Origin of the sequence: Kribbella pratensis (assembly GCF_004365355.1) — a bacterium.
Classification (GTDB): Bacteria; Actinomycetota; Actinomycetes; order Propionibacteriales; family Kribbellaceae; genus Kribbella.
This window is the reverse complement of sequence record NZ_SODP01000001.1, coordinates 2,375,188-2,394,905: the sequence shown is the minus strand read 5'-3', so window position 1 is coordinate 2,394,905 and position 19,718 is coordinate 2,375,188. Positions and strand designations below refer to the sequence as shown.

17 protein-coding genes are annotated in these 19,718 nt (G+C 69.9%); 3 read left to right on the top strand and 14 right to left on the bottom strand.

Features of this window, described 5'->3' with window-relative positions:
* Window positions 1-2 precede the first annotated feature (2 nt).
* From EV653_RS11345 to EV653_RS11320, 7 genes are read right to left on the bottom strand one after another with little or no spacing between them, the layout of a single operon-like run.
* Complete coding sequence (locus tag EV653_RS11345; protein ID WP_134101257.1) at window positions 3-398, bottom strand: GPW/gp25 family protein; 396 nt, start codon at window positions 396-398, stop codon at window positions 3-5.
* Window positions 395-2,083: a hypothetical protein gene (locus tag EV653_RS11340; protein WP_134101254.1), complete on the bottom strand. Its 1,689-nt coding sequence runs from the start codon at window positions 2,081-2,083 to the stop codon at window positions 395-397. The genes EV653_RS11345 and EV653_RS11340 overlap by 4 nt, the downstream gene beginning before the upstream one ends.
* Window positions 2,080-2,784 (bottom strand): phage baseplate assembly protein V, encoded by a 705-nt coding sequence (locus tag EV653_RS11335; protein ID WP_134101251.1) that lies wholly within the window; start codon window positions 2,782-2,784, stop codon window positions 2,080-2,082. Before EV653_RS11335 ends, EV653_RS11340 begins: the two co-directional genes overlap by 4 nt.
* A gap of 16 nt (window positions 2,785-2,800) precedes the next feature.
* Window positions 2,801-3,892: a phage late control D family protein gene (locus EV653_RS11330; RefSeq protein ID WP_134101248.1), complete on the bottom strand. Its 1,092-nt coding sequence runs from the start codon at window positions 3,890-3,892 to the stop codon at window positions 2,801-2,803.
* Window positions 3,885-4,049: a hypothetical protein gene (locus EV653_RS41085; RefSeq protein WP_166679355.1), complete on the bottom strand. Its 165-nt coding sequence runs from the start codon at window positions 4,047-4,049 to the stop codon at window positions 3,885-3,887. Before EV653_RS41085 ends, EV653_RS11330 begins: the two co-directional genes overlap by 8 nt.
* Window positions 4,046-5,413 (bottom strand): CIS tube protein, encoded by a 1,368-nt coding sequence (locus EV653_RS11325; protein ID WP_134101245.1) that lies wholly within the window; start codon window positions 5,411-5,413, stop codon window positions 4,046-4,048. The genes EV653_RS41085 and EV653_RS11325 overlap by 4 nt, the downstream gene beginning before the upstream one ends.
* Window positions 5,410-5,889: a phage tail protein gene (locus EV653_RS11320; RefSeq protein ID WP_134101242.1), complete on the bottom strand. Its 480-nt coding sequence runs from the start codon at window positions 5,887-5,889 to the stop codon at window positions 5,410-5,412. The genes EV653_RS11325 and EV653_RS11320 overlap by 4 nt, the downstream gene beginning before the upstream one ends.
* A 1,228-nt stretch (window positions 5,890-7,117) precedes the next feature.
* Between EV653_RS11320 and EV653_RS42700 the strand changes: the two genes are divergently transcribed.
* Window positions 7,118-10,138, top strand: coding sequence for a hypothetical protein (locus EV653_RS42700; RefSeq protein WP_166679354.1), 3,021 nt, complete (start codon window positions 7,118-7,120; stop codon window positions 10,136-10,138).
* A gap of 16 nt (window positions 10,139-10,154) precedes the next feature.
* On the top strand, window positions 10,155-10,460 hold the full coding sequence (locus EV653_RS11305) for a hypothetical protein (protein WP_134101235.1): 306 nt from the start codon (window positions 10,155-10,157) through the stop codon (window positions 10,458-10,460).
* Here EV653_RS11305 and EV653_RS11300 read toward each other — a convergent pair.
* From EV653_RS11300 to EV653_RS11270, 7 genes are read right to left on the bottom strand one after another with little or no spacing between them, the layout of a single operon-like run.
* Window positions 10,449-11,003, bottom strand: coding sequence for a HEAT repeat domain-containing protein (locus tag EV653_RS11300; RefSeq protein ID WP_134101232.1), 555 nt, complete (start codon window positions 11,001-11,003; stop codon window positions 10,449-10,451). The two genes, EV653_RS11305 and EV653_RS11300, sit on opposite strands and share 12 nt — an antisense overlap.
* A complete protein-coding gene (locus EV653_RS11295; protein ID WP_134101229.1) occupies window positions 11,000-12,478 on the bottom strand; it encodes an eCIS core domain-containing protein in 1,479 nt (492 codons plus the stop codon). Before EV653_RS11295 ends, EV653_RS11300 begins: the two co-directional genes overlap by 4 nt.
* The gene (locus tag EV653_RS11290) at window positions 12,478-14,496 is read right to left on the bottom strand and encodes a phage tail sheath family protein (protein ID WP_166679353.1); all 2,019 of its coding nucleotides are present in this window, start codon (window positions 14,494-14,496) and stop codon (window positions 12,478-12,480) included. The genes EV653_RS11295 and EV653_RS11290 overlap by 1 nt, the downstream gene beginning before the upstream one ends.
* Window positions 14,469-14,930, bottom strand: coding sequence for a phage tail protein (locus EV653_RS11285; protein WP_134101223.1), 462 nt, complete (start codon window positions 14,928-14,930; stop codon window positions 14,469-14,471). The genes EV653_RS11290 and EV653_RS11285 overlap by 28 nt, the downstream gene beginning before the upstream one ends.
* A gap of 24 nt (window positions 14,931-14,954) precedes the next feature.
* Complete coding sequence (locus EV653_RS11280; RefSeq protein WP_134101220.1) at window positions 14,955-16,850, bottom strand: phage tail sheath family protein; 1,896 nt, start codon at window positions 16,848-16,850, stop codon at window positions 14,955-14,957.
* An 18-nt stretch (window positions 16,851-16,868) separates the two neighbouring features.
* Window positions 16,869-17,756, bottom strand: a complete 888-nt coding sequence (locus tag EV653_RS11275) for a hypothetical protein (protein WP_134101217.1) — start codon at window positions 17,754-17,756, stop codon at window positions 16,869-16,871.
* The gene (locus EV653_RS11270; RefSeq protein WP_134101214.1) at window positions 17,753-18,367 is read right to left on the bottom strand and encodes a DUF4255 domain-containing protein; all 615 of its coding nucleotides are present in this window, start codon (window positions 18,365-18,367) and stop codon (window positions 17,753-17,755) included. Before EV653_RS11270 ends, EV653_RS11275 begins: the two co-directional genes overlap by 4 nt.
* A gap of 87 nt (window positions 18,368-18,454) precedes the next feature.
* On the opposite strand from EV653_RS11270, the gene EV653_RS11265 reads away from it, so the two are divergent.
* The gene (locus tag EV653_RS11265) at window positions 18,455-19,705 is read left to right on the top strand and encodes a prolipoprotein diacylglyceryl transferase family protein (protein ID WP_134101211.1); all 1,251 of its coding nucleotides are present in this window, start codon (window positions 18,455-18,457) and stop codon (window positions 19,703-19,705) included.
* The last annotated feature ends 13 nt before the right edge of the window (window positions 19,706-19,718 follow it).

Sequence of the window (19,718 nt, the reverse complement as noted above, 5' to 3'; positions counted from 1 at the left end):
GCTCAACCTCCCAGCGGCAGGGCCTGGACGACCTGACCCGGCGTACCGTCCCGGCGGTGCTCGTACCGGATCGCGATCACCGCGACAGCCGGGTCGGCGCCAGGCGTGACGGACACATCGAGCAGCCGGACGCGGGGTTCCCAGGCCTCGATCGCGCCGGCGACCGCACGCTGCAGCGACGCGCGGACGGAGACCGTGTTGGGTTCCATCAGGTACCGGCGCAGGCCGCAGCCGAACTCCGGCCGCATCACCCGCTCTCCCGGCTCGGTCAGGAGGATCACCTGGATCGCCTGCCGGACCTTCTCCGGACCCGAGCGGTAGCTGAGCGCCCCGCGCACCGGATCGGGCGCCAGGGCCAGATCCCAGCCGGTCCCCAGCCGGTCGACGAACGGAGTCATGGGTGGATCACCTGGCTCCGGTCGACCTCGGTGGTGTACGTCAACGGCTGCTGGAAGTTCGGGCCGGCGCCGACCGGATCGGCGTACCCCTGGACGGCGAGCAGCTCGAGGATCGGGTCGTTGGTGAACTGGCCGGTGAGCACCGAGCCCAGGTCGACCCCGCTCGGCAGTCCACCGGGCGGCGCCGGCGGGGTGACCAGCGCGCCGTTCAAGCCGTCGTGCAGTGAGGTCTTGATCTTGTTCTGGTCGAGACCCGGCAGGATGTCGATGTCCAGCCCGGCCGATGCGGAGATGCCGCCGGGCACGACCTCGAGTTCGGTGGACAGCTGACCCGCAAGTTCGATGCTCGGCGGCAGGCAGAACTTCAGCTTCAGCATCCACCAGAGTCCGAGCGCGAACAGCAGGATCGGCAGGAACAGGTTGAAGAGGAAGAACGCCACGATCGTGAACAGTGAGATCGAGAAGAAGCAGATCTCCTCCTTCGGGTTCACCGAGCCGGAGCCTTCGGCCGGGATGTCCCCGGTGTGCGGGACCGACAGCCCGCTGCCCGGCGGTGACGACACTCGTACCGACGGGGTCGCGGGAGAACCCTCCAACTGCCGCAGGTCCGGCAGCCGGATCTCCGTCGGGTGCTGCGCGCAACCGGCCGGATCGTGGAACGACGCCAGCCCGTAGCTCTCCGACGGCTCCGACCAGACAAGATGCCCGGGGCAATCACCGCAGTCCTGGCGGACCCAGCCGCGGATCTCGTAGTCGTGGTGGTCGTCGAACCGCGCGGAGCCGTCGGCAGCGACCTCGTGGCTGCTCACCGGGACCGGTCCCCAGTAGATCGTGCCCTGGACGGCCGGATGGTCCGGTCGTCCGGGCGGCGGGGTCAGCAGCCGGAGCGGGTAGCTGCGTTCGATCAGTTCGTCAGGTGTGTCCTCGATCGGTACCCAGGCGCCGAACCGCCCCTCGGTCGGGATCCAGGCCTCGGTCTTGCGCTCGACACCGTTCTGCGCCGCCCACACCTGCAACTTGCGCCGTGCCAGCTCGACCCGCTGGGCAATCTCGGTACGGCGTGCCGCGGTTGCCGTCGCATCGACGTCCGACCCGCTGGTGAAGCGGAACGGATGCATGCGGCGCCGTTGTTCGCGCGCCACGTCGTACCCGGTTCTGGTACTGGCGACTGCTCGGGCAGCGGCGAGTTCGCGGAGCAGTTTGGCCGCGGCCGCTTCCTGCCCGACGGGTACGACGACGCTGTGGCGGCGTACCACGAAGCCGGCTTCCGCCACACCGGAGGGGTCGACGCGCGGGTAGCCGGGGGAGTCGCAGTTCAGCCCGAGCGCGACCAGGTAGTGGCGTTGGTGCGCGGGCTGGAAGAGTTTGCGGGTGGCAGTCGGTACGAGCTGACGGTGCGAGATCAGCCGCGAGCGGCTGTCACCGGGGAGATTCGGCTTGCTGACCACATCCACGCGCTGTACGCGGTCGGTGGAGCCGAACACGACCGACACCTGCGGGTTGTCGAGGAAGCGCCGAACGAAGTCGGTGCCGCCGTACATGTGCAGGGCCGGCCGGAGACCACGCGGGCCGGCGTCGGGGTCGGTCTCACCGACCCGGGCCCAGCGGTACCACGGCGCCACCAGTTGCCAGTCCTTCGGTGGCGTGCACGTTCCGGTTCCGCCGGAGACGGCCTGGGTGCTCACCAGACGTTCCCCGCGCCCGGCGTGTACGACGGCGAGACGACGCCGCCGCCGGTCGCGATCAACGTGTCGCAGGTGACGGTCCCGCTGAAGTCGCTGATCGCCGCGTCCACGGAGACCGCGGCCGCGCTGATGTCGACCGTCGACGCCGCCTCGATCCGGACCCCGCCGTCCGACGTCAACGTGACGGTGGCCCCGGCGGAGGAGTGGATCGTGATCGTCCCGGCCGCATCGTCGAGTACGACGGAATGCTTCGACTGGTCGTCCGCGGTCCCGGACGCCGAGATTCGTACCGCGGCCGCTCCCTGGGTGTCGTCGAACTCCAGCCGGCTGCCCGACCGGCTCCGCACCAGTCGCAGGTTGTTGTCCTTGGCCGGCTCGACGGGCATCGACGCGGACCCGTTCCAGGTGCCGCCCAACAGGTACGGGTAGTCCGCATGGCCGGCCTGGAATCCGACCACGACGGTCGAACCGATCTCCGGCAGCATCTGCAGGCCTTGGTCGCTGTCGGCGTACGGACTCACGACGACTGCCCAGGCCAGGGGAGGGCCGCTGCCGTCCGCGCTGTCGAGCCAATCGAGCGCGACCTGAACGCGTTGCAGACCGACTGGATCGCCGTCGAGCGCGTGCACCGTGGCCGGATAGAGGCCCGGCAGCAGTGGGCCTTCCGGGCCGGGTCCGGTGTGTTCGCCAGGCAGTGTCATGACGGTGTCCTTCGCCTCAGACCGCGATCGCCGGTCGCTCCGCCCGGAAGCGGGTGCGGTAGCCGGTAGTCAGGTCGTAGCTGTGATGGGCGTGTACGACGCGGTAACCGCTGCCCTCGAACGGTCGGCCGACCCGGCGCAGGTCGAGCTTGGCGCCGGGCAGCAGATCCGGCGTACCGGCCGTGGTTCCGTTGACGGTGACGAAGGAGCGGGCGCGGCGGAGGAGCTCCGCGTCGGCGTACGCGTCGGCGGTCGCCTGGTCGAGTACGTCGCGCCGCGCACGGCTGATCGATGCCTTCGCGAACACCTTCGACACGATCTCGACACCGCTCCGTCCGGACGTGATCTCCGCGGTGACAGCGGACCGGTCCGACGTTTTCGTGATCGCCCGTACCGCGTCGTGATCCCAGCCGCGGACCTCCACCGCCGGCCGTTGGTGGGCGACATCCGCGCGGGCCGTGAGGCCGATCAGTTCGTTGCCCTGGACAAGCGTCAGCTCGGCGCCGGGCCGGCGTTCGCGACCGGCGAGATGGATGACATCGGCGGAATCGACCCACAGTTCGGCGTTGATCCGCTGCGCGCGATCCCGCAGGAACGCCAGATCCGACTGCTCCCACTGCTGGATCACGCCGTACGTCGGCCCGTCGACGTCGGTCTGTGCCTGCAGACCATGTTCGGTGGCCACGGCCTTGACCACGTCGGCGTCCGACTTGTCGGCGTACGTCGCGGTCCTGGTGGTCATCCGCAACCGCATCAGGCTGTCCTCGGCGAACACGCTGACGTACGGCACCGCGCCTTCCTCGAAGCAGACCTCGAGCGCGGAGACCGCGCCCTGGAAGATCTTGCGTTCGCCGGCGGCCGGGCCGATGGTCACAGTCAGTGTGGTGCCGAGGTCGAGGACCTGACCGTCGAGGTAGGACAGCTGCTCGGTCGATCCGTCGCTGTCCGGCGGGATCGCGCTGAAGTGGGCGACCAGCGTCCGCAGGCCGAGGGTGCCTTCGCGGATGTCGAGGCGGAGCAGGTCACGACCGAGCCGCCCCTCGGTGCTGCCCGCGACCGAGAAGACCGGGGCGGCCGACGAGAACGGGGCGGCGGCGAAGTCACTCATCGCCGGTCGCCGTTCGCAGCCGATCGGCGGCCAGTTGCTCGAGCGCGCCCTCGATCCGGAGTCGCTCCTGCCAGACGCTCGCGGTCGCCTCGCCGGTGATCGGCTCGGCGGTCGTCGCCTCGACGTCGGAGGTGACCTCACCGATGTGGATGCTCACCCGCAACACCCCTTCCGCGGCCGCGACCGGCCCCACATCCCGATCGCTTGCGGTGCCGGTGCCGGTGCCGGTGCCGGGGTCGCGACGGCGATGGTTGCGCCGGTTGACGGTTGCTGGGTGACAACAGTTCCGCTGCAGCCACAACCGCAGTCTGTGGTTGCGATCAAGACGGCGAACTCCGGCGGGCGGAGCGGTGCGATCACGGTCCAGCCGCCGGCGCCGGGCAGCGAGGCGTCCGGCGTGACCCGATCGCGCAGCGGTACACCCCGGCCGTAGGACGTCGCGCGCGGATCTGCCCGCGGCGGTAGTGGTCGCGGTGCCGGAGTCAGTTGCGCCGAAGTCCCTTGTGCAGCGGGGCGTTGCGCTGCGGCGGCCGACGTACCGGAGCTGACCGCGATCGGTGTTCCGAAGGCGGCGCGGCTTTCGTTGGCGACCGCAGTCGTCTGATCGATCGCGGACTGCTCGATCGCCGCGCTCAAACCACCGGCCGCGGCCAACGCGAAGCCCGCCGCCACGCCACCGCTCGACGACCCGGTGTCGAGACCTGCCTGCGCCCCGACCGACACGTCCAGCTCTGCCTCGAACCCGGCGGAGATGCCGATCCCGACACCGACATCCAGCGAGGCGGAGAAGTCGATCGACGCCCCTGCGGCCAGCGACAGCGCGTCGCCGACCAGTCCCGCGATCGCCCGCCAGGCTTCCGGCGGCTGGTCATTACGCGCGAGGAAGTCGGCCGCGCTCTCGCCGTCCAGCGCGTCCGCGGTCCGCGTGTCAGGTCCGGTCGGCGGTGGACTGTCGGAGCCCGGACCGTTGCCGGCGGCATCGGGATCGGACTCGCCGGCCGGTTGGGCGTTGCTGTCCGGGTTCGCGCCGGCCCCCGCCGTCAGCGCCTCGAACTTCGGATCCTGCTCCTTGATGTCGATCGTGGTCTTCGCCCGCAGCGGTATGCCGTCGGCGGAGAAGAAGTCGAGTTCCTCGACCAGATTGGTCATCACGCCCGCGACCGCGATCGATCCCCAGCGGAACTGGACCCGTGGCGGCGCCTGCTTGGAGCCCTTGTCGCCCGGCAGCACGAACTGCGCGATCTGGGAGGTCCGGGTCCGGACGTCGACCGGCGCATCCGTCGTCCCTTCGTCAGCGGTGTCGAACTCGAGTTCGACATGCAGTTGCGTACTGCTGCTGCCGTTGTACTGCTGCGCCTGCCGGCCGCGCGCCGTACCGCCGTCGACGTTGTTGGACATCGTCAGCCGCAACGACGCCGGGTTGAACTGCACCGGGATCGTCTTGGTGGCCTTGCCCTTCTTGTCGAGGACGTCCAGTACGGCGCCCTTCGGGGCGTTGTCCTCGGCCGGCGCGGTGCTCATGCGGTCCCCGCCAGCAGCAGACCTTCATGTGCGAGCTGCAGTTCCTCGATCGCGACCTCACCGGTCTTCGCGTTCAGTTGCGGACCCACGATCTTCACCGGCAGCGCGCGGAAGAACTGCCAGCTCGCCATCGGGCGCCGGAGTTGGTCCTGCACGATCACCGTGCCGTCGTAGCGGCGGACCGGGCGGACGCCGGCGACGACGTCCTGGAACCACTGCCACAATTCCGGTACGGCGTCCCCGCCGGCCGGACCGAACATTCCGCGCTTGCACACCAGCCGTGAGTACTTCGCCCGCCCGACGCGGCGTACCACCGAGGTGTTCTGCCCGCCGACCTCGAGGTCCTTGACGTCCATCTCGATCTCGAGCCCGCTGATCTCCTGGAACCCGCCGTCGCCGAGCACCTGCGGCCCGTCGCCCGCGACCCGGTTGAACTCCAGCTCGAACCGGAACGTGGTCAGCAGCAGATCCGCCATGCCGCCACTCTCGATCCCGGCCGTCACACGACCGTCACCACTGCCCAGGCGCAATCGGTGACGGCAGTGTGACGTGTCCCGGCGATCCTGCACCCGTGTCCCTGCACGAGCCCCACGAGCATGCGACCGAGAAGGCGGCGCATCGACCTCGTGCGCCGTCCGCGGAGGGGACCCGGCTCCCGTACCGCGATGCGCTGGAGTCTGCCTTCGGCCTGTCGCTCGACGGGATCCGCCGCGATCCCGGCCCTGGTGAAGGTAGGTACGGGACCGCAGCGCCCGGCGTGGTGAGTTTCCGCGGCGAACCAAGCAGACAGACGGCTGCGCATGAAGTCGTGCATGCCTTGCGATCCGGGCATCCCGACGCGACCAGCTCCGGCTTGAGCGCGCGCGAGGAACAGCTCGCCCGGACGGTCTCGGCGTACGTCGCGACCGGCCGCCCGCTCGGCCCGCTGTCCGGCGCCGTGCGCGAGCCCGGGTACCGCGGTGTCTTCCACGACGACGGCCCCGCCGAGCTCAGCGACGACTTCCGGTATCGCGTCCATGACGCCTTCACCGAATCGGCCGAGGAAGGCGAGCTCGCGAACCTGCTCCTCAAGGCCGTCTCAGTCGAGTTCGGTACGCCGGACCTGGTCGAGGACACGATCTACGGCATCAGCACGATGTCTGCGGCGGTCGGCCGCGAGCAACTCGGCTGGACCGCGATCCGGGACCGGTTGATCAGCGTACTCGGCGCTGATGCGACCCAGGCCGACGTCGTTGACGTATCGTACGGCGTCTCGCTCTGGCTGAACCAGGCGACCACGCACGCCGCGGGTCTGCTGGCCGCCGACGCGCAGGCTGTCGTTACCGGTCTATGGGTCACCTTGGAGGACGACCTGGACTCGGCGGCCGCGGCGTTGTCCGATGCCGCGATCGCGTGGCAGCTCGAGCTGGACGGCACGATGGACGAGCTCACGCGGGCCCGCGAAGAGTTCTCCTCGGATCCGTCCCGCGGGCCCGAGATCGGCGTACTGGCCCGGCGTGCTCTACTGCTGGACGCGCGGTTGCGGGCGGCTCTGGATCCACGTGGCGAGGCGGCGCCGCTGTCCGGAATGCGCGCCGAGCAGGCCGGAGTACGTCAGGCGTCGGAGACGGAGGCGGACACGCGGCGGCAGTTGCCGGACGACGAGCGGCTGCTCGCGCCGGCTGACCTGTCGTTGGGGGTTTCGAGGCGGACTCCGACCGGCGGGTGCTGCCCGAGGAGGCGTTCCCGAAGGCCACCGACGCGGCCGAGGAACGGTGGGTCGCCGATCTCCGGACGCGGCTGCAGCAGACGTCGTCGCAGCGGGCTGCGCTCGACGAGGCGCTCGTACCGGGCAATCCGGTGTACGACCTGCCGGAGTTCGTTCGCGTGTATCGAAGCTGGCGCGCGTTCCGCAGTCCGGAGCAGGAGAAGCGCGATCCGCGATGGGCGCTGGTGATGGCGTTGACGTACCAGCTCCAGCCGGAGGACTCCGCCCACGCCACGCTCCGGCACGCGACGTCCGGCGGCACCCTCGGTCTCGGCGCCGGCAGTAGCCGATCGTTGGGCGCACCCGCAGAACCGGAACCGCAGATGGTACGTCGTGACGCGTTCTCGGTGGCGGGATGGGGAATGGGAGTGTCCGCGGTCAGCGGTGGCTTCGCTCGCGCGATGTGGATCAACTCCTTCAGCCAGATGCTTCCGGCCTCGGCCGGTATCAGCCGGGACTTCCGTCGCCAGGTATCGGCCGAGCCGTTGGACACCGCCGTCCGAACGATCACTTCGGCCGACGCGCACCTGTCGTTCGGCCGGGGATACGGCTCGGCGCTGCAGCCGCAAACGCCGTCGACGGCGGCGAAGGGCCGGGCCGAGTCAACCGGGGAGCAACTCAAGAAGGTACTGCTGGCCAAGCCTCCCGACCGATCCGGGACCGCGCAAGCCGTTGGCATGGCCAATGCAATGGGCGTGCCGTTGAACGGGCTCGACCCAGCCCCGGACAGGGCGGGCTGGCACTACCTCATCGATCTGTGGGATCTGTTGCATACTCGGGTCGAACAGCAGGAACTGCAGACGATGCCGGAGCCGACGGCGGCCTGGCTGCTGGCGCGGCGCCAGGAGATCGCCGAGCTGCGCGAGACGACGGCAGCGCGCTCGCCGACCGGCCTACCACTCGGCGGACCTGGAGCACGCACCGGCGATGTCGAGCACAGCACCGGAACCGCTGTCGCGCGTTATCTGCAGGGCGAAAGACAGCCTTCGACCTCGCCCCGGATCGCGGCGGATCTGGCGGCGGTGGCGGGACTCCGGAACCTGGCGGGCGTGTCCAAGACCTCGCCTGCACCGTCGCCGGTCGACGAGGCCATCACCCGCCTCGAGACCTACCTGCACGCGTACTTCGCCCAACCACTCCGGGCCGACCAACGCATCGCCACCGTCCTCGTGATCTCCAATGCCGATTGGGGTACGGGCGGCAGCGTCATGGCCGCCCTGACGCCGCAAGGCATCGCCTCGATGGTGCTCGAGATCGGCAAGCAGATCGTCCTGATGCAGGGCCTGCTGGCGCTCGGACCGGTCGGAGAGGTACTGGCGGCCGGCTACCAGGGCTTCATGCAGACCGAAGGCGTGAACGACATCACCGCCGCGATCACCCTCGGCGAGTTCTTCCGTGAGGCGGCGACCGCCGACTCGTTCGATCGCGCGCGAGGTCTCGGGTGGTTCGCCAAGGTCACCGAGGACGACGTCGTACAGCTGATGCAGGCCGCGGTCGGCTTCGTCCTGGAGCGCGGCGTCAAGGTGATCGGTGAGCAGGTCATCCGGACCGCACGCGATGCCAGCGGCCCGGCTGTGCGGATGTCGGTGTCGTCGGAGCAGTCCCAGGAGGCAATGCTCGCCACGTTGCAGCGCCAGCTCTTGACCTTGCCGGAGAACCACCCGGACCGGCCCAGCTTGATCGCGCTGCGGGACGCGCTGACCACGGCGAAGACGGCCGGTGCGGATCCGGATCGCGCACTGACGGGCGACCCGGCCGTGGCTGACAAGTTCGCCCTGGTCGACGTGCTGTGGCCGCACACCGACAGCGAAATGGCGGCGATGCGCGAGCAGATCCCGCCCGAGCTCGCCGACCGCGTACCGGTCGTGCAGGCGATCCTCCCTGAAGGTGTGGTCGCCCGGGTCGTGTACGACGCCATGCAGGTCCGGATCGAGGTCAGTAGTCGCGCGGGGCCGGCCGACGTACGGCACCACGTCGAGACCGCCCGGTACCTCTCGGAGTACGTCGGAATCCGCGGGTTCTTCCGCCGGGTCCTCGACCGGTTGGTGGGCGATCCGGCGTTCATGTCCAAGGGATTCGAGGCGCGTGCCGAGATCGCCAAGCTGCGCGCGATCGAGGCCGAGGTGTCGGCCGAGATGGCCGCACTGCAGCGGTCCGGCGCCGACCCGGCCGCGCACCAGGCCCGGCTCGCGGACCTTCGGGCGCAGATCGACGAGTACCAGGACGCGGTCAACTCGCTCGACCGCGGCCGCGGCTGGATCGCCGCGGGTACGGGCGTCGGCAACCAGACCGCACGCCGCGCCGGGCTGCCGATGACGCCCGGCCATCACTACCGGGTGAACGCTTCGACCGGTCAGCTGTACCTGGTCCGGCACGACAAGAACGCGCCCGGTCACTATCAGCTGGCGAAGCTGACGCTCGGCGGGAAGACGTTCGACTGGCCGATCGATCGCCGCACCAAGCTGCCGTACCTGCACGAGGTGATCCAGCGCACCAACCATGAGAAGGTGGCGCTGTCGTTCTTCGAGTATCACCAGCAACGGATCGAAGGCGCGGCCGCGGGGAAGATCCCGACGAAGGACGGGGAATGGTCGGAGTACGTACTGGCCAGCGGGGGACGGCCCGCCCTCCTCGCCCTCGGCGTCGACCCGGCGCCGGCGCTGTTCCGCGGACCCGAGTTCAACACCGCCCTGCTGGTGATGAAGGAGAAGAACGTGACGTTGACCAGACTGCCGGCCGCAACGGAGCTCGACTGGGCGGATCAGGACGGCAAGACGTACGACGCGGTCGGCAGCGGGATCCCGGCGCGCTTCTTCGACCAGCAGTGGCCGCGACTCCAACTCCAGATCGACGAGCACCTGAAGTACGCGGACTTCGTCCCCGTGGATGTCTCCACGCTCACTCCGGCCCAGCGTCTGGAAGTGGAGAAGTTCGTCGCACCCCGGAAACCTCGGGCCTTCATCGTGAGTGACAACTGATCGTGAGTGACAGCTGATGGCGGGCAGCATCGCGTTACCGGACGGCACCCTGTGGTCGGCGTCGTCGTGGGTGTTCTACTGGGTGATCGACACCCTGGTCGACGAACTCGACGATCCGGAACTCGCGGCCCGGGTGCGGAGCATCTCGGAGCACAATCTCGGCTGGCTGGACCCGGGGGACTTTCCGGCGGAGGATCGCGCGCGAGTGGTCGCCGTACTGCGGTCGATGCCGGAGCTCGCGGTCCGCCGGATGGCGCCGTCCGAGGGCCGTGATGCGTACGTCGCGGTGCTGACGAAGCTGGCCGGCAAACTAGGCCAGTAGGGACGTCACGTCGGGGTCGTGCTCGGTTTGTGCCAGTTCGGCGCGGTCTTCGGCACTCAGGCAATCGAGGGTCAGCAGTGCGTGGACGACGTGGAAGCGGACGACGGGCGACTCGTCGGTGAGGCGGTTCCGCAGGGCCGCGCAGTACGTCGGGTCCGTGGTCGTGGCCGCGGCATCGGCGGCGGCTGCGGTGGTCTGGGCTGACGTGGAGGCCAGGGAACGCTCGATGGCGGACCGAGCGGTGGGGTCGGTCACGCGACCGAGCGCGATGCCTGCGTGGGCAGCGATCTCCGGGTCGTCGCCGTTCATCAACGACTCGAGGACGGCGACGACCTCCGGGCTGCTGAAGAACGGCAGAAGCTCGAGCACAGCAGGGACTTGAAGGCCGGTCGGGTTGGCGCGGACGGCGGCCGTCAGATCGGCCTCGGCGCGGTCGTGATGGTCGCGGAGCAGGACGGTCAGCGCCCGCTCACGCTCCCGGCGCGCGGCCGGCTCACCGAACGGCGTGAGTACGGCGGCCAGCAGCTGGTCGTAGCCGGTCATTTCAGAATGTCCTTCGCGTCGGCGCCGAAGACAACGGTGACCGACCGCCGGAAGGCGCTGAGTGCGGCCGGGCTGAGGCGGGGGTCGAGCCGGAGCCGTTCGTACATGCCGCGTACCAGCGCCTTCGCGACCCGGGCGTCCCATTGCGACCGGACGAGCTGCAGCCGCCCGACGACGGTCGGCTCCGGATCGACGTACGACGCCTGCAGCGCGGCGTCCTTGGGTGCCAGCGACGTGTGGTACGGCAGTGATCGCAGCAACGAGTAGATCTCGGTCTCCTGGTAGCCGTAGGCATCGATCTCGCTGGTACGGCCGGCACCCGTCGGCTGCACGTACCCGGGCATCAGCCAGGCGGCCCGGTCGTACAACTCCAGGCCGTACTCGCTGCCGGGGCGACCGTACGGGCCGTACTCGGGATGACCGTGCAACTCGTGGACCACCACACTCAGAGCGTAGGCCGGATTCGCCTGGACGAACCTGGTGAAGGTCCGGCCGACGGTCGCGACGTGGCGGCCGCCGACGACCTCGCCGTACGCGATGACGCCGGCACCGCGGTTCTCCAGGCCGACGACGTCGACCTTGAAGTCGGCCGCGGTCAGGTGCAGCTCCGGGTGCTTGGCCTTGGCGTAGGAGACCACGGAAGCCACCGCACCGAAGGCGGCTGCGGTGTCCATGACGATCTGGGACGGAGTCAGCACCGAGCTCGACGGTGCGATCGACGTCTGCGCGACCTGGTTCGTCTGTTCGGCGCTCACCTGCGCGGGCGTCGGCGTGGCCGAGCCGGTCGTGGCCTGCGCGAGAGCCAGGTTCTCAGCCTGCATGTGCGCGGTCTGCGCGGCGACCATGGCGCTCTCACTCGACAGGCCGGACGCCTGGGCCGAGGTGACCGCGGCAGCGCGCTGTACCCGCTGGAGGACGTCCTGGACGACGTCGTTGAACGGTCCGGACGCGTCGTCCGGAGGCAGCGAGGTCAGCAGTCGCTGCATCGCTCCGCTCGGGTAGTACTTGTCGACGGCCCGCTGGCGGTCGAGGTCGCCCAGGGCCCGGTACTCCGACAACGCGTCGCGCGCGAGCTCCGCGGTGAACGGGATCTCGCCGTCCAGCGCCCGCTGGGCCTTCGACGGCCCCTTCGAACACGAGTGCAGCGCCAACCCCCGGCCACTCGATGCCAGTATGTCGGGAGCAGGCCCACCTCGTCCGTGCATCCGGGCCCGCGCACCGGTCGCGGCCCGCTCCGCACCTTCCTCGGTGCCGGCGCCCAACGCATGTGCAAGCTCATGCGCCAGTACCGCTTCGTGCGCGGTGCCGCCGCCGAGCTCACCGGTCGGCGGGCGCCCGAGGAACACGTCGCCGCCGGTCGCGACGCCGTACGCGTCCTGCGCGGTCGTGAGCGCGGCGGACTGATGGCTGTCGTGGACAACGACATGGGACAGGCTGCGGCCGAAGCTCGCCTGCCAGCGGGCCAGGTCGAACATCAGCGGGCCTCGACGCGGACCGAGGCGTCCGGCTCGTGCATCAGCTGCAGGACCAGGAACTCCAGCGGCTCGGCCGGTGCCACGCCGATCAGGCAGACCATCCTTCCGTTGTCGAGGTCGTTCTGCGTCATCGTCGTGCGGTCGCAGCGCACGAAGAACGCCTCGCTCGGTTTCGCGCCGGCGAATGCACCGGCGACGAAGAACTGCTGCAGCAGCCCGCCGACCGCCCGCCGGATCCGGCCCCACAACTCCTCGCTGTTGGGCTCGAAGGTGACCCAGGCGAGCTCGCGTTCGAGCGTCAGCCGGAGCACAGTGAGCAGCCGCGCGACCGAGAGCTGCCGCAGTTCCGGGCGAAGGCTGAGAGTCCTCGCGGCCGACAACCGGATACCGTCGCGGTCGAGTGTGAACACATTGATCCCGGCGGGATGCAGTACGTCGTGCAGCACCTCCGGCACCGGCGTCGACACCCGGACCGCACCGACCGCGATCTGATTGGCCGGACCGCGCGGGATTCCCAGCCGCTGTTCGCGATCGGCGATGATCCCGGCCGCGAACACCGACGGGTTCATCCGGACCAGATCGTCGCGGTCGTCGTCCGGTGCCGCCACATCCAGCCACGGGTGGTACGTCGCGGCGTACGGCGAATCGAAGGACGTCCGCCACTGCAGGAGCCGCCCTGGTGGAAGTCCCAACGGTACGTCGAGCAGCACGGTGAACTCACGCCGCTGATCGGCGAACCGCACCAGCTCGGACTGCGCCGCCGTGATCCGATCGAGCTCGGACGGCACCGACGGATCGAGCCGCAGCCCGTCGAGCCCGGGCGGCCGCGGAGTCGCCTCCGGCGGCGGATCCGGGCGTACGCACAACTGGAACTCGGGACCGGCCAGGGACACCGGATCGCGGACGTCGCCCGCCGGCGTCAATGGCGCCGGGTCGTAAAGATCCGGCGCGACCAGCAACCCCGCGTCGGTCAGCTCGGCCAGACAGTGCACCCCCGCACCCGGCCGCTCGTCACCAGGCACCCACAACGGATCCCAGAAATCCTCGGGTACGACGTCCTGCCACCGGTCCGACCCACCGCCGAACGGACCGCCCGCCACCGGTTCGAGCGAAGGATCCGGGGGAGCGATCGACGAAGCCGCCCACGCCGGATCGGGCCACAGCAAGGTCGATTCGCCGATCAGTACGCGGGCCAGCCACCGAGGATGATCGGGCCGCAGACCGATCCCGTCGAGTCTCTCGACCCGCGGCAACGCCGGATCCAGATCGATGACCTCGAGGCTCAACTCCACGAGCTCGACCAGGGAAGGCGGTCCTGGAAGTGCGGTGTCCAGCAGCAGATGCAGTCGTTGCGCGGGTCCTTGCGGGTCCGGCCGGAGGTCGGCGCGCTCGACGTACCGCAGGAGCTGGACGTCGTCCGGGCGGGTCAGCCGCAACAGCGCACCCAGGGGTACTGACGTCGACGGATCGACGACCACCTCGGTGCCGGTGGCCGACCGGATCGCCAACGGTCGCGCGGCCGAACGCAGGGTCACGGCGAGGGCGTTGCCCCAGGCGCCTTCCGAGCGGGCGAGCAGCTTGACGCCGGATCCACCACTTGTTGGCAGGCCCAACGCCCCGGCGGCGCGGCCCTGCAGTACGTCGTACGGTTCGTCGTGCACAATGCGTACGACGTACGCCCGGGAACCGCCCGCAGCGAAGAACGAGCTGACCGCGTAGGGCAGGCGTCCCGGTCCCTCGAACCCGCCGAACAGCGTGCGGTACTCGTCCCAGCTGCCGATAGCGACCGGTACGGACCGGGCTGGCGGCGTGGCCTGGAGCCACGTCGCCACGTCCACGTCGTCGTCCGGGCGGCCGGGCGGCAGCCACGCTGGTCCGCGTGGCGCGATCCCCGCGAAGGCGGCCACGTCTCGTCGTACGGCGGTGAGCACGTCCGGCGGCCGTGGCGTCGTCAGGTAGACGCCGGGCGCACCCGGGACGAAGTCCGTGGTCAGCTGAACTCGATGCCCTGACAACACAGCACGAGCTCTTCCATCGCCACGTCGGTCCCGCCCTTGCCGGCCAGCGCCGGGCCGGACCAGCTCTTCGGTTGGGTGTTCAGCAGCTTCCAGGTGCAGACCGTGTTCCGGGACTCGTCCAGCAGCGAGACGGTGACGGTCCGGGCATCGACGGTTCCCCGGCTGACGTCCTCCAGCCAGGCGAACAGGTCCCGGCTGCCGATCACCCCGCGCTTGCAGGTGATGTCGTCGACGGTGAAGGTGTTCTGCACCTTGCGGGCGGTGTTCACCTTCTCGTTGCCGTTGCGGTAGTCGGCGAACTGGACGCTGAACTTCAGGCCCGTGACGTCGGAGAAGCCGCCGACGATGGTGCCTTCGTCACCGTTGCCGCTGTCGCCGCCGAGCGACAGCAGGAAGTTGAAGGCGGGGTACGGGTTGTCTCGCAGGGTCGGCATCGATACTCCTGGTTGTCAGTCTGGTCAGGCGCGCGCGTCGGCGGTGAACTGTCCGATGCGGAAGATGACGAACTCCGCCGGCTTGACCGGGGCGACACCGATCAGGCAGATCAGCCGTCCGTTGTCCAGGTCGTTCTGGGTCATCGTGGTGCGGTCGCAGCGGACGAAGAACGCCTCGTCCGGCTTGCTGCCGAGCAGTGCGCCGGCCAGCCACTGGACGTACAGGAAGTCCTCGACGGACTGCCGGATGCTGGCCCACAGGCGTTCGCTGTTCGGCTCGAAGACGGCGTACTGCATGGCCCGGTCGATCGAATGCTCGAGGAAGTTGAACAGCCGCCGGACGTTCACGTACGTCCATTCCGGGTCCGACGTCATCGTGCGCGCACCCCAGACCCGGCTGCCGCGCCCGGGGAAGAACCGCAGCGCGTTGATCCCCTCCGGGTTCAGTACGTCGTTGCGCGGCGTGTTGATGTTCGCCTCGAACCGGGTCAGCCCCTGCACCACCTCGTTCGCCGGCGCCTTGAAGACTCCGCGGGTGACGTCCGTCCGGGCGTAGATCCCGGTCACGAACCCAGACGGCGGGAGCAGGATCCGGCGCGGCGGCGCCCCCTGGGCCATCCGCTGTAATGGGTCGAAGACCTCGATCCACGGGTGGTACATGGCGGCCCGCGTGGTGTCGAACTTGCCGCGGAACGTTCGTACCTCGGTCATCGAACTGCCGCGCGGCGCGTCGACGACGGCGATCCGGTAGCGCATCCGTTCGGCGTGCGAGATCAGGGCCGACGCCGCCGCCTGGCAGGCGTCCACATCGTCGTACGTACCGCCGTCGGGCAAGGCGACGATCGCGATGTCGTCCAGCTCGGCCAGTGCGCCGAGGCCGGTGGCCTTCTGCGTCACGATGTCCGGCGACGCGTCCTGACCGAGCAGGTCGTCGGGACTCGGCACCGCTCCGTCGTTACCGCCTTCGAGCCGGACGCCGGCCGGGGGCGTCTGCAGTGCGACCATCAGGTCGACGGCCCGGGTGAGATCCGCGGGTACGGCGGGATCGTCCGGCGCGTCGGTGTCCACGAACACGACCGAGTTCTCGTCCTCGGGGTCGTCGGACTGCAGGATGTGGCCGATCCAGCGACGCTGCGCGGGATGTGTCCCCAGGTCGCTGTAGGCGTCGATCCGTTCGGTGTCGGGCTGCACCAGGACCTGCAGGACGACCTCCTTGATGATCGTCGCGGCCGTGGTGGCGACGGTGCCGCCGGAGTTCCGGAAGACCTGGCGGGCGCGGCCGCTGCTGTCGCGGACCGTCGGATCCTCGTCGACCACCGCGAGGGCGCCCGGTACCAGATCGGCGTCGCCGTCCGGCGGGATCGTCGGCGGTTCGGTGATCTCGACGACGGCGCCACGCGTCAAGGCGGTCGCCTGCGTCCCGAACGACGGGTGCTGGAATGCGCAGTTCCGCTTCCGGACCGCCCGTACGGTGATGAGCGTGTTGCCGTACTGGCCGGGCCAGCGGGCGCGCCAGGTGGCGACATCGCTGACGCCGAAGGGCAGGGCGAGACGGGCGAGGCCGTGGTCCAGGTTCGGGTCGGTCCCGGTCGGGGCGAAGACGCGGCTGACGTAGAGCCGGCGCCCGCCGTTCAGGAAGAACGCCCGCGCGGCGTGCGCCAGGTACGACTCCCGGCTGGGCGATCCGTCGGCCGGGACGATCTGTTCGAGGCCGCCGTACACGCGCTCGAACTCGGTGAAGCTGGTGACCAGGCGGGCCTCGGTACTGCGCGGCCCCGGGCGGTCGCCGTCGACGTACTGCACCGGTCCGTAGCGGGTGATGCCGGCGAAGCCGGTGGTGCTGGTGGCGACTCCCTCGATCGACTTCGACCGGAACGTCGTTTCCTCGACGTACACGCCGGGGGACAGATACTCGGGCATTCGCTGGTCTCCTGTCGATCAGGCCGGTAACTGGATGGTGACCGTGCTCTCACGGCCGAGGGGTACGGGCGCGGCGAACGGGCCGAAGGGGGTCCCGGGCCACGGACCGCGGCCCGTGAGGACCGGATCGGTCGACGGGTCGTCGGTGGCTATGGCGGTCTGCACGGGCAGGTCCCAGAGCGGATCGACAACCTTGAGCAGCACGTCCGCCGGGTCGGCCGTGACCGCGGGCGGAAGGGTCAGGGTGAGCTCGACCGGCAGCGGATCCACGGGCATCGTGCCCGCTCCGGCGGGACTGCCGAGGATCAGGACGAACTCGCCGCGGTCGTCGCCGTGCGCCCAGCCGAGGTCGTCCAAGGTGTCGCGGGCGACGACGCGGACCCAGCGCACCGGGTGCAACTCGCCGTCGGCACCGGGCCGCACGACGCGCCCTCGGAGTACGGTCGACCCGCTGCTCGGGTAGGCGCCGGCCCCGGGAAACATGCCGACGCGGAAGATGCGCTGATTGCCGGGATCGGGCGGTGGATCCGGCACCGGGTCGTCGTACAGACGGAGTCGCAGCCGACGGGGGACGAGGTAGCGGCCGGTGCTCGCGCGTGGTTCGACGATGCGCACGGTCAGGTTCTCGTCGTGCGGATCGGGTGCCGTGCCGTACAGATGCGCGAACCGTCCACTCCGGTGCCGGTCGAGCCCGGCGAGTACGTCGTTCAGCGTCTGTCCGGCGGCCCACCGTCGCCACTGGTGCAACGGCGACGGATGCCGCTCATCGAGTACGGCGGCATTCCGCTGGTACCGCCCTCCGCCGTACGTCGGCAGCGCGTCGAGGGCATCGACGAGTTCGACGCCGATCGCCAGCCGACACAGCGCTTCGTCGTACTCGGGCGGCGTGAAGAGGTTGGGCGTCATGGCTGCACCGACGGCACGAGTCCGCGGACGGCGGTCAGCACGTCCGGGTGGTCGGGTTCGGACGGGGCGTCGATCCGGGCGATGCGGGCCAGGTACGAGACGCTCAACCGGTAGTCGACCGGCAAGGTCTCGAACGTCCGCAGGACGTCCTCGGTAACCAGGTCCTCGTTGACGATCTGTACTGCCTCGCCCGGCCGCCACTTCCCGGACGGATGCAGCCGCGGGCCGGCGATCACCGGCCGCGTCTCCAGGCACTGCATGGTCGCGCCGAGGATCCGCAGCTCGGCCTCGGCCTCGCTGTCCCACGCGGTGAGCAGTAGATGGACGTCGAGCGGCAGGTGGATCGTGTGGTCCTGCGCGGCGACCGCGGACCAGGGACTGCGCATCGTCCGGTTCACGTCCACCCGCCAGACGAAGATCGACAACGTCGGGAACCGGATCGGATTATTGGCGTCACCACCGATTTTGCCGAAGTCCGTGGTCTGCACCAGACGCGCCGTCGGCTTGGCCCGGAACGCGTCGGCGTCGGCGGCCACCAGGTCGTCGTAGCAGCGGTTGAGCTGCTCACGGACACTGAGCGCGACAGCGGCGACGGACGCGAAACCGGCCATGCTCGTGGAGTGTTCGCGGTTCCCGTCACGGCACCGTCACCTGTTCGGGGTGACGCTCCCGTGACGCCGCCGCGGCATGGTCGCAGGATGACCGGGGGTCCTCGCAGCACGACCTGGATCAGCGCGCGCCGGCAGTTCGCCGGTGCCGATCCGGCGTTGCTGCGACTGGGCGGCCGCCGGGTGCCGCTGTTCCGGTCGATCGGTATCGCGGGATACTACGGCGCTTTGCTGGTCGCGCTCCTTGCGGGACTGCGGGCCGGGGTCCATCCGGTGGTGGTTCTCGGACTGAGCGCTGCCGCCGCTGCATCGTTCTTCGGGTGGGCTTTGCTCCGGCGGGCAATCACCGGCCGGGAGTCGCTCGTACTGCTCGAACACGTGTGGGTCGCGGGTCTCGCGGTCGCGGGTTTCTGCTGGGCCGCGGGCGCCGACGTGCTGCGCGGTCTCGACGTACTTTGCTGTGGCCTGACAGTGTTCCTGGCCGCAGGACGGATCGGGTGCTTCTCGGTTGGTTGCTGCTACGGCGTTCCGGCCGCCTTCGGTACGACGTACCCGCCGGGCGCTGGACTGCCTGCGCGGCTGGCCGGCGTGCGACTGTTGCCGGTGCAGCTGATCGAGGCAGCCGGAATTCTGTTCATCGGAGTGGTCGCCCTCGCGGTCGCGGGTGGCCGACCCGGGACGGCCACCATCTGGTTCCTGCTCTCGTACGCCGTTGTGCGCTTCGGCACGGAGGGACTTCGCGGAGACGACCGACCGATGGTGGCCGGACTCAGCGGACGGCGCTGGATGTGCGTGATCCAGGCGATCGGCGCCGGGGTGTTGGCCTACGTCGTGCTACCTGGGATCGACAGCCGCTCCCTGACCGCCAGCGGGTTCGTACTGGGCGCAACTGCAGTCGCCGGTCTGGTGTTGACACGAATGCGACGGCCGAGCCCGCTGACCCGGGCCGACGCATTGGACGAGACCTGGTCGTTGATCGAACGGCTCGCGCGGACGCCGGGCCTCTCGAACCAGCCGGTCCTCGACACAACCCGGGACGGCGTACGGGTCGCGGTCAGTCTGCTGGTGGCCGACGGACCGCCGTACGACGAACCGGTCGACGTCCACGTCTCGCTGTCGGCACCCGATCGGACGCAAGCTGAACTCGTGGCGGTCGGCGACGCGCTCGCCGGTCGCGCCGTACAACCTGGGGAATGGGCCGTGCACCTCCGCCTCGACGGTGCCCGGCTCGGACTGGCGACGATCGCCGAACCGGCCAGGTTCGGGCCGGACCGGCGCCGGATGGATCAAACACCGCGGCCGGTGACTCCGTATGCCGAGGGGTATTTCGGTCCTGGTTGAGGGGGGATTGGGA

What these genes read in the sequence shown, in the direction of transcription:
- EV653_RS11330 (WP_134101248.1), bottom strand. Translation starts at nt 3,892, where the DNA reads ATGAGTGACTTCGCCGCCGCCCCGTTCTCGTCGGCCGCCCCGGTCTTC.
- EV653_RS11345 (WP_134101257.1), bottom strand. Translation starts at nt 398, where the DNA reads ATGACTCCGTTCGTCGACCGGCTGGGGACCGGCTGGGATCTGGCCCTG.
- EV653_RS11285 (WP_134101223.1), bottom strand. Translation starts at nt 14,930, where the DNA reads ATGCCGACCCTGCGAGACAACCCGTACCCCGCCTTCAACTTCCTGCTG.
- EV653_RS11305 (WP_134101235.1), top strand. Translation starts at nt 10,155, where the DNA reads ATGGCGGGCAGCATCGCGTTACCGGACGGCACCCTGTGGTCGGCGTCG.
- EV653_RS11320 (WP_134101242.1), bottom strand. Translation starts at nt 5,889, where the DNA reads ATGGCGGATCTGCTGCTGACCACGTTCCGGTTCGAGCTGGAGTTCAAC.
- EV653_RS11300 (WP_134101232.1), bottom strand. Translation starts at nt 11,003, where the DNA reads ATGACCGGCTACGACCAGCTGCTGGCCGCCGTACTCACGCCGTTCGGT.
- EV653_RS11275 (WP_134101217.1), bottom strand. Translation starts at nt 17,756, where the DNA reads ATGACGCCCAACCTCTTCACGCCGCCCGAGTACGACGAAGCGCTGTGT.
- EV653_RS11265 (WP_134101211.1), top strand. Translation starts at nt 18,455, where the DNA reads ATGACCGGGGGTCCTCGCAGCACGACCTGGATCAGCGCGCGCCGGCAG.
- EV653_RS11280 (WP_134101220.1), bottom strand. Translation starts at nt 16,850, where the DNA reads ATGCCCGAGTATCTGTCCCCCGGCGTGTACGTCGAGGAAACGACGTTC.
- EV653_RS11295 (WP_134101229.1), bottom strand. Translation starts at nt 12,478, where the DNA reads ATGTTCGACCTGGCCCGCTGGCAGGCGAGCTTCGGCCGCAGCCTGTCC.
- EV653_RS11325 (WP_134101245.1), bottom strand. Translation starts at nt 5,413, where the DNA reads ATGAGCACCGCGCCGGCCGAGGACAACGCCCCGAAGGGCGCCGTACTG.
- EV653_RS11335 (WP_134101251.1), bottom strand. Translation starts at nt 2,784, where the DNA reads ATGACACTGCCTGGCGAACACACCGGACCCGGCCCGGAAGGCCCACTG.
- EV653_RS11270 (WP_134101214.1), bottom strand. Translation starts at nt 18,367, where the DNA reads ATGGCCGGTTTCGCGTCCGTCGCCGCTGTCGCGCTCAGTGTCCGTGAG.